Annotated in this window: 7 protein-coding genes; 3 read left to right on the forward strand and 4 right to left on the reverse strand. The window is 46.8% G+C overall.

Annotated features, from left to right (window positions below):
- The 3 genes from glnS to LDL40_RS07215 all read right to left on the reverse strand — a co-directional run.
- Positions 1-1,152 (reverse strand): glutamine--tRNA ligase (gene glnS / locus LDL40_RS07205; protein ID WP_300994554.1); only part of this gene is annotated, 1,152 nt, incomplete at its 3' end.
- Positions 1,153-1,254: 102 nt separating this feature from the next.
- Positions 1,255-1,659 (reverse strand): VOC family protein, encoded by a 405-nt coding sequence (locus LDL40_RS07210; RefSeq protein ID WP_300994555.1) that lies wholly within the window; start codon positions 1,657-1,659, stop codon positions 1,255-1,257.
- Between the two features lie 119 nt (positions 1,660-1,778).
- Entirely contained in the window at positions 1,779-3,776 is a 1,998-nt protein-coding gene (locus tag LDL40_RS07215) for an LTA synthase family protein (RefSeq protein WP_300994556.1), read from the reverse strand.
- A 286-nt stretch (positions 3,777-4,062) separates the two neighbouring features.
- Here LDL40_RS07215 and LDL40_RS07220 point away from each other — a divergent pair, with 286 nt between their 5' ends.
- From LDL40_RS07220 to LDL40_RS07230, 3 genes are read left to right on the forward strand one after another with little or no spacing between them, the layout of a single operon-like run.
- Positions 4,063-4,821, forward strand: a complete 759-nt coding sequence (locus LDL40_RS07220) for a phosphatase PAP2 family protein (protein ID WP_300994557.1) — start codon at positions 4,063-4,065, stop codon at positions 4,819-4,821.
- Positions 4,814-6,466 carry a phosphoethanolamine transferase gene (locus tag LDL40_RS07225; RefSeq protein WP_300994559.1) on the forward strand — a complete coding sequence of 551 codons (1,653 nt, stop codon included), beginning with the start codon at positions 4,814-4,816 and terminating at the stop codon, positions 6,464-6,466. Before LDL40_RS07220 ends, LDL40_RS07225 begins: the two co-directional genes overlap by 8 nt.
- A 41-nt stretch (positions 6,467-6,507) precedes the next feature.
- Positions 6,508-8,253, forward strand: coding sequence for a hypothetical protein (locus LDL40_RS07230; RefSeq protein WP_300994561.1), 1,746 nt, complete (start codon positions 6,508-6,510; stop codon positions 8,251-8,253).
- Between the two features lie 48 nt (positions 8,254-8,301).
- Here the strand turns inward: LDL40_RS07230 and LDL40_RS07235 are convergent.
- On the reverse strand, positions 8,302-10,000 hold a 1,699-nt coding region (locus LDL40_RS07235; protein ID WP_300994562.1), incomplete at its 5' end, for an efflux RND transporter permease subunit.

The following is a 10,000-nucleotide window of genomic DNA, read 5'->3' on the forward strand; positions in this document are numbered from 1 at the left end:
GCCAAATGGTACTTTCCGGCTACCCATGCTTTCTTCTTTTGGATGGTTATGGACTTCTAACCATTCCAGTTGATCGGCCGGGTAATTGCTGATCGTTACTTTTAACGGGTCGATCACCGCCATAGCACGTGGTGCATTGGCATCCAGATCTTCACGGATACAGGAATCCAAAGCACTGATTTCAATCATATTGTCTTGCTTGGTGACACCAATACGTTTAGCGAACTCACGCAATGAAGCTGGCGTAAAACCACGGCGGCGTAAACCCGCGATAGTAGGCATACGTGGGTCGTCCCAACCAGAGACATGACCACCTTCGACCAGTGTATGCAACTTACGTTTACTCATCACCTGATACTCGAGGTTCAGACGAGAGAATTCGATTTGCTGTGGATGACAGGCAATAGTGATGTTATCCAAAATCCAGTCGTATAAACGACGGTTGTCCTGGAATTCCAGCGTACATAGCGAATGCGTAATGCCTTCCAACGCATCCGAAATACAGTGGGTGAAATCGTACATTGGGTAAATGCACCACTTATCACCCGTCTGGTGGTGATGGGCAAACTTGACGCGGTAAATCACCGGGTCGCGCATACAGATAAAAGCCGAGCTCATATCTATTTTAGCGCGCAGTGAACATTCGCCTTCTTTAAAACCGCCAGCACGCATTTTTTCAAACAAGGCCAGGTTTTCTGCAGGTGAAGTGTCACGGGTTGGGCTGTTTTTACCTGGCTGAGTTAAGTTGCCACGGTATTCACGCATTTGTTCTGCATTTAAAAAACAAACGTAAGCCAAACCTTTGTTAATCAGTTCAACGGCATAACCATACAAGGTATCAAAATAATCTGACGAATAACGTACCTTGCCAGACCAATTGAAGCCTAACCACTGCACGTCCTGCTGAATGGAATTAACAAAGTCGATGTCTTCTTTTTCAGGGTTAGTGTCATCAAAACGTAAGTTACACTGGCCCTGATAATCCTGAGCTATACCAAAGTTAAGGCAAATCGACTTGGCATGACCAATGTGCAGATAACCATTTGGCTCTGGCGGGAAACGGGTCACAGTAGTGCTGTGTTTACCGGAAGCCAGATCAGCATCGATGATCTGACGAATAAAGTTAGTGGGCCGATGTTCAACGTCCGCCATAAAATTCAAATCCTTATCTAAATGCACCGACAACAAAGGCGTCAGTTCGGAGATATAAAATACCGACGGATTATATACTCAAGTCAGCAGAAGAAGCGAGTTTCAAACAGTAGCCTGCAGCATTTCCATATAGAGCAGTTCCCAGACATGACCATCTAAATCCTGAAATCCCCGGGCATACATAAAAGGATGCTCCTGTGCCTGGTTATAGGTTTTTCCTCCTGCTTGTAAGGCCTTGTGTACCAGTTGCTCCACTTCAGCTTTGCTTTGGCAAGTTAAGCAATTCAGTACCTGGGTTTGCTGCTGACTATCTACCAAGGGCTTTGGGCTAAAAGCAGAAAACTTCTCCTGTGTCAGAAGCATCAGATATAAGTGGTCACACAGCACAATACAACTGGCGCCGTCACTGCTAAACAGCGGATGAAATCCAAAGCCCAACTTCAGGTAAAAGTCAGTGGCCGCCTTTAGATCAGCTGTGGCCAGGTTGATAATTAATTTGCGGCTCACTTTATATCCTTCTGACTCAAGAAGAGTCCAGACTACTCTGCGGGCAAGAAAAATCAACCATTGGCACACAAGCCAGGATTAAATCGCTGCACAAAATGCAATGCAGCTGCGATGACCTGCTATAAGCAAGTCGCCTCGCTTGAGTTTTTCTGTTCTCGGTATAAGTAGGACGGTAATTGCACCAAAGCTAAAGCCTGTTGCTGAGCAGATGGTGAGACGGCTTGATCACTAAGCGTCAGTTGTTGATTCTGTGGCTGATAGTGACCAGCGACGCTATGGCCATCAGGTTTGAGGATCACCAGGTCCTGAGCCTCCGGCTTTTGTTGCACCAGAGCAAAGTAGTTATCAAACTGCAATAAAGCCCGGCCTGGACTGGTTTTGTCCAGCATAAAATCCCGCCCCGTCATGGTATGGCAACTGGATATGCCCATCATAGAGAGCAAAGTTGGTGCTAAATCAATTTGACTGGCCAGAGTAGTGAGTTGTTCAGGCTTGGTATCAGCGCCCAGAATAAGTCCAGGGATATGAAATTTCTCCACCGGGATCAGATTATCGCCATACACTCTGTTGTCGTGGTCGGCCACTATTAAAAATAAGGTATCCTGCCAATAAGCGCTTTGTTTGGCCTTGTTGAAAAATTGCCCCATAGCCCAGTCTGCATATTTCACCGCGTTATTGACCCTATTTTTCGGCTCTTCATGCAATTCGATGCGACCATCTGGAAACTCAAAGGGTTCATGGTTACTGGAGGTGAAAATCAGGCTGAAAAATGGCTTCTTCTGCTGATGTAAAACTGTGAGCTGCTGATGTGCTGCATTAAATACATCCTCATCACTGGCCCCCCAGCTTCCTGTAAAAGCAACATTTTTCATTTGACTTTGATCAACAATTTGCTCAACTCCATTGCCAGTAAAAAAACTGCGCATATTGTCAAAATGCGCTTCACCGCCATAAATAAACTGAGTGTGATAGCCCACAGATTTCAGCACCGACGCTAACGTGGTGAAATGCTGCTGACTGTTCGATAACTTCACTGTGCTTTGCGCCGGGGTAGGCGGAAAACCTGCCACTACAGCTTCAATACCACGCACCGAACGGGTGCCAGTGGCATAAAGTTGGTCAAACCAAATGCCTTGTTGTTTTAACTTCTCAAGCTCAGGTGTAACCGCCAAACCTCCCAATGATTGAACAAAGGTAGCTCCTAAACTTTCCTGCAGCACTATCACCAGATTCAGTGGTTTCTCACGTTTAACAACAGCCTGTTGCCAATGGGCTGTTGGATATTGCGGATTGTTAAACTGATAAGATTTTAGCCAGGGCCAATTCAGACTGCTGTGCAACATCTGGTCATTAGGCATAGTGCCGTACACTGAACTGGAGCGCGCTTCATGTTTCAGGTTGTAAATGGCATAAAGCACTGAATAAGCAGAACTTATTACCAAGGAGTTCACCATGGCATCCGAGGTAATAGCAAACAAAGCCGGATTGGCTGGTCTGTGTTCCGTGGTGGAACGAATGCCTGCAAACAACAGTAGTAACGCCAGTCCCCACAGTCCAACAGTTTTAGCAATAGACCAACGACTCAGACTACAATTACCGGCACGGAATATTCGCCGCATCAGCCAGCTCAGTGCCAGCGTCGCCAAAATACCGGTAACCACAGGTATCCGAAATCCAAACCACAACGTGGACAAAACTTCTTTTGGATATTTCAGATATTCAACAAAAAGCCGGTTTGGTCGGACATCGTATTGTAAAAGAAAGGCTGGTGTTGCCAGCTCCATAAACACCAGAAACACTAAAGCAGTCAGACACCAGTAGTAACTGAAGTTAAACCACAGTTTGCCTAAGCCACGCACCGAAGCCAAAGGCACCAGCAGTACAGGCAATAGCAATAACAGACCAACCACAATAATGTCGGCCCTGACCCCTTGCAATAACACTTGCCACAACAAATCTGTTTGCGCTACCCGATCATAAAGCCAGATCACGAGGCCTATCCGGCAAAGACTAAGCAGTACCAAACCCAGTGCCGCGGTACGGATCAGATAACGGTAGGGACCAAGACAAAATAAAGAAGAAAGCAGCGGTGTTTTTATCATTTTTTTCGCAAACATGAGCAAGCCTTAACAACCAGATGAAGGCCAGCTTATAAGTGAAAGCTTAAGAAAAACTTAAGTGGCTTCCCCACTGTCTATCGTATTCAGTAGTGCGACTGATGCATCTGGTCTGAAAAGGAAAAACATAAACTTCAGTAAACACTGAAAGTATATATATCTATATACTTCAAATAGTTACAGCCAAAACCCCACTAATTCCAACTATTTCATCTGGCTTAAGACTGTCTTAAGCTTTGGCGCTCAGTCTAGCGAACATTGACGTCATCCATCGAAGGTCTGGCTTGTGATAAGCAAAGGATCAGAATTTCACTTAACCCGCTATCTGATAGGCCCCCTTGCTGTTGCCATAGTGCTTTTTAGCCTGGCTTATGGCACTGAATTTGATTTTGCTTTGGCCTCAACCTTGTATCAGATGCAGGGAAATAGCTGGCTGCTACAACATCATTGGCTCACAGAAACTTTATTGCATCGCCATGTCCGGACCTTCAATGAAGTCTTGCTGGTGAGTTTGCTGAGCTATTGGCTCTGGCGGCGCTATGTCCGCAAAGACAGAAGCTATAAACAACGGGCGCTTGGCATTTTGCTGCTCAGTCTGTTGCTTAGTTTTATTTCAGTGGCATTACTTAAGCGTTTGCTGCCAATGGAATGCCCATGGGACTTACAGCAATTTGGTGGGCACAGCGCATTTTGGGGCTTGTTCAGCACCAGGCCTGTCGGCCTGGTGGCTACGCAGTGCTTTCCTGCGGGACATGCAAGCATAGGTTTTGCATGGCTTTCCTTGTTTTATTACTGGCGCGAAGTAAAACCCCAACAGGCCTGGCTTGGACTGACCATAGGAGCCATGGCTGGCTTACTGTTGGGCTTAGTCCAACAGCTACGGGGCGCACATTTTATTTCTCATGATATAGCAACCGCCGCTATCTGCTGGCTGATAGCGACGCTGTTGCACTACCAATTCAGAACAAAGACGGCTTCGCTGCAGCACATACCATGCGAAACGCTTTGCCCTTCATTTTCTACTATGGAGTCTTCCGATGTTTGAGGCTATTTTATCCCCTTCCAAAGTTCGTCTTTCTGCTATCAGCTCAGCAGGATCACGCTTATGGCACCCTTTCTGGTTTGCGTTAGTCTCAGCTCTGGGCATGACTCTATTGCTAAATGGCCCCTTTCTGGCAGCAGTCCAGGCCAAGGTGCCCGGACAATACGGTCTGCAGTTAAACCTGATGGCCATATTATTTCTATTGAATCTACTGTTGCTGGTGCTTTTTAGTTTTCGCCGCCTGCAAAAACCTATGCTGCTGACATTCTTCGCCATAGGCGCCCTAAGTTATTATTTTATAGATAGTTTTGGCATAGTCATCGATAAAGAAATGTTGCAGAACGCCATTGAGACAGACACTGCTGAAGCCCGATCTGTACTAACTGTTGGCATGGTATGGCAGGTTCTTGGTCTGATGTTGTTTCCTTTACTTTGTATTGGATTGATTAAAGTACGGGTCTTATCAAATAAGCAGTTTTTACTCCACTGGCTTGTTGCTTTAACTTTAGTGGTGTTGAGTTTGTTTAGTCTGGTTGCTTCAGGTTATTCAGACTTAGCGCCCTTTTTTCGTAACCACAGAGAAGTGAAGCATTTAGCTCTGCCCTTTAGCCCGGTATCTGCTGCGATATCTTTCACCCGACAAGAGATAAAAAAGCAATTCCCTGAAGACTTTATTCGACTGGGTGAAGATGCGGTGCAGCCATTATCCGCCAGAACTGCCAAACCCCGTCTTATCGTCTTAGTATTGGGAGAAACCGCCCGAGCCGATCATTTTCAGCTCAATGGCTATGCGCGTGCCACTAACCCAAAACTCAGTCAATTATCTGTTACCAGTTTCAGTAACGTCAGCTCTTGTGGCACTGCAACTGCACACTCTGTGCCCTGCATGTTTTCCAATATGGGCAGGCAAAACTACGACGAAGCCATAGCGAAAAACAGCAGTAATGTGCTGGATATATTAAGCCTGGCTGGTATAGAGGTCAGTTGGCTGGATAACAATTCAGGCTGCAAAGGGGTGTGTCAGCGTGTAGACACAGAGTTGTTATTCACGCAGCAGCAAAATCCATTATGCGATGAGGGACAGTGTCTGGACGAGGTGTTACTACTGGCTTTGGAGCAACAGCTACAAAAACCGCTGACAACAGACCGGCTTATTGTATTGCACCAGCTTGGCAGTCATGGCCCGGAATACTTCAAACGTAGTGCTGAGAAAGATAAAGCTTTCCTGCCTGAATGTACGGACAAACAACTGCAACTGTGTCAAACCACAGAAGTAGTAAATGCTTATGACAACAGCATAGTGGCCACAGATAGCCTGTTAGCTGGTGTGATCAACAGATTAAACAACCAACCGCAAAACCAGACCGCTTTATTGTATCTGTCGGATCATGGCGAATCTCTGGGCGAAAACGGCATTTATCTGCATGGTTTACCTTATTGGATGGCTCCTAAGGCTCAAACCAGGGTGCCCATGTTGTGGTGGATGTCTGGCAGCTATGCCGACTCACAACAATTGACCAGCAGCTGCCTGGCCGCCAGACAAGATCAAAGTTTCAGCCACGATAACTTATTCCACAGTTTGCTCGGCATGTTTCAGGTAAAAACAACGGTTTATCAACCAGCGATGGACATATTCCATCCTTGCTAATTCAAGCTTGACCAAACCTGGCTTTAGCTACCGGAGTTGTTATGAATAGATCCACCGCTTTGCCTCTGCTGCTACTTGCTTTGGCTTGCAGTAGTTCGCTGCAAGCCCAACAAGTTACGCTGGAACATTTATGTGAGATGGTGAAAAGTCCGGCAAAACCGCGGCATAACGGCAACTTAGCAAAAACCGATGTGATAGATACAGCTTTTGTGATCAACAAAATTGAACTGCAAACCAACTCAATTTTTGACGAAAGTTCGGCGGATACGATCTGGCTGCACCGTTTTGCCAACTGGTTGCATATTAATAGCCAGGCTTCAGCTCTTCGCAAAGAACTTAGTATCAAAGAAGGAGATAAAGTCACAAGCGATGATCTGGCAGAGGCCGAGCGCTTACTGCGTGAAAAATCATATTTACGCGATGCTCGTGTTACTGTAGTGCCCCCCTGCCAGGTTGACGGCAGCAGAACAGTGAAAGTGGAAAGTTGGGATAACTGGAGCTTGTTACCCAATTTTGGACTTGGACGAACCAGCGGAAAAAACAAATACTCCCTTGGTTTTAAAGAAGATAACTTTCTCGGCTACGGAGTACGGACCTCGGTAAAATACCAATCGGATTATCTGCGTCAGGGCTATGAATTCAAAGTTTCCACTCCTCTGTCCTTGTTAGGCTACCCAGAGTTGGATCATAGCTATGCCGATGTGGAATGGACTGAAAACAACGATGGTCGAAAAACAGCCCTACAACTGGATAAGCCCTTTTATCAGGACACTACTGAACGCATGTACAAACTGGCATGGCTCAGTGACGAACGGCTGGAACAGATTTACCACAATGCAAAGTTGGAAAATCTGTTTATCACCAGACAAAAAGCAATTGACCTGCAAGCGGGTTGGTTGCTGGATTATCGCGCGCGAACTAGCTTGAGGCTACTTGCTGGTTTTAGCTCTAATCAATGGCTATTTAATGAAGATCCGTTGCAGCCAGCCTTAGCCCTGCCCAGAGACAGGCGCTATCAATACCCTTGGTTGGGTCTCGATTACAAAGAGCATAACTATCAGGTGTTATCCGATGTGTATCTGATTAATCACAGTGAAGACATAAATTTGGGTTGGCACCACCAAGTCAGACTTGGACTACAAAGTTCAGATCTTGCAGAAGACCAGTCGTTGGGTTACCAACTGCACTTGCTGTCAGAAAAAGGCTTTGGTGATGCCGCTCATCTGACTTTATTCACTGTGCAATTGGATGCAATGCTGGGTATAGAGACCGGTGATCAGGTTGTTGTAGCGGCCAAAGCAGAAGATTTTTACCGTTTGAGTGACCAATTTACTTTTTATAGTAAGTTACAATACGACTGGCGTAGCCGTAACTTTTTGGATCAGCCACTGGATTTAGGTGGAGAAACCGGGCTCAGAGGTTATCCTGTGCAATATCAACTGGGCACCAGACGCTGGTTGAGCACGGCTGAGCTACGTTGGTACCCACAAATCAATCTCTATCAGTTACTGGATCTTGGTTTTGTTGCTTTTGTCGATGCCGGACGAGCCAGTGGTGGAGATATTCAGTACCCAGCGCCCTCTTTAGCCGCTTTGCGTTCTGACGCTGATATGTTACAGCCAAATGAAGCTGAACACTGGTTGGGTGCAGTAGGCCTTGGCGCCAGATTTTATTCGTCACGTTCCAGCAACAACCATGTGATCCATCTTGATTTGTCTAAACCTGTGGGACCCGCCACAGCGGTAAGCTCCTGGGAAATTCAACTCAAAGTGGAGCAAAGGTTCTGACAACTATTGGTTGCTGCAACTTTTGCTCCTGACGTTTAGCCAGCTAACTCAGACTTGTCTTCTTGAAAAGGACATTACCCACATATAAAACACCGGCACTAACACAACACCCAACAAAGTGGCGCTGAGCATCCCCCCCATCACACTGGTACCTAATGCTTGCTGACTAGCCGCGCCCGGACCTGTGGCCACAGTAAGAGGCAGTACGCCAAGCATAAAAGCAACAGACGTCATTACTATGGGCCTGAATCTCATGCGAGCCGCTTGCAACACGGCTTGCGCATAAGATGCCCCCTGATGATGCAGCTCTTTGGCAAACTCTATGATCAGAATAGCGTTTTTCGCAGACAGTCCAATAATAGTAATAAGCCCCACTTTGAAATACACAGTGTTAGTCAGTTCCAGCACAGCCACAGCCAGCACTGAACCAAGCGCCCCAACCGGTACTATCAGCAGCACTGAAAGTGGAATAGACCAGCTTTCATACAAAGCCACCAACACTAAAAACACCACCAGAATCGACAGACTGATCAAAAGCGAGACCTGAGAGCCTGACAATTTCTCCTGATAAGACAAGCCAGTCCACTCATAACCTACGCCTTGAGGCAAGGCCGAGATGATTTGTTCCATTTCCTTCATGGCCTGACCGCTGCTGGCACCTGGCTTGGCATCTCCGGAAATGCTAAATGACGGATAGCCATTGTAACGGGACAGTTGCACAGGTGTATTTGTCCACTCCAGGCTGGCGAAAGAGCTGACAGGGACCTGATTGCCATTACGGGATGGCACATGCAGTTGCAGCAGACTCTGTGGAGTCATACGTTGCTCACTCTGCGCTTGAACCACCACTCTTTGCAGCCTGCCTTGATTATTAAAATCGTTTAGCATGGCTGAGCCAAAAGCTGTTGATACCGCATCACTGATCGCATGAAAGGACACACCCATAGCATCCGCTTTGGCTCTGTCCACAGCAAGTTGCAATGTAGGAGCATCCTGCAATCCTTCCATCATGGCATAGGCAATAGCAGGCGACTGATTGGCTTTGCTTAACACTGTATCCAAAGCCAACTGCATTTGTTCGCGACCTACTCCGGTTCTGTCCAGCAGACGCAAGGAAAAACCGCCCGAACTGCCTAATCCCTCTATTGCTGGAGGCGCCATAGCCATCACAGTAGCCTGCTTAAAGTCAGCAAAATGGGCATTGAGCAGCTCAGTTTCAGCGACAACAGACTGCTCTTCAGTGCGCTCTGACCAGTCTTTCAAATCAGGAAACAAAATTGCGGCATTTTCTCCGGTTCCAGAGAAACTAAAGCCCATCACTGAGGTCACCCACTTCATGCTGTCACGGCTGCTTAAATAGTCTTCGACCTGAGCTACAGCCTTTTCGGTGCGGCCAAAGGTTGCGCCTGCCGGAAGCTGAACATCCACCATCAGTGAGCCTTGATCTTCTTCAGGCACAAAAGACTCAGGCACTGTGCGATAAGCGTAAACTAAGACAACAATTAACAGGCTATAAAGCAGCATAGAGCGACCAGCCCGCTGGATCAGGCGCTGGTTAACCTTGCTATAACCAGAAGTCAGTTCGGCGAAATACCTGTTAAACCAGCCAAAAAAACCTGATTTGTTCAGGTGCATAGCACCATCTACTGGTTTTAACAAACTGGCACAAAGCGCTGGTGTTAAGCTCAAGGCCAAAAAACCCGACAGTAGAATAGATACAGCCAGCGCCATAGAAAACTGCTGATAA

It is taken from the genome of Rheinheimera sp. (assembly GCF_020217005.1).
GTDB lineage: Bacteria > Pseudomonadota > Gammaproteobacteria > Enterobacterales > Alteromonadaceae > Pararheinheimera.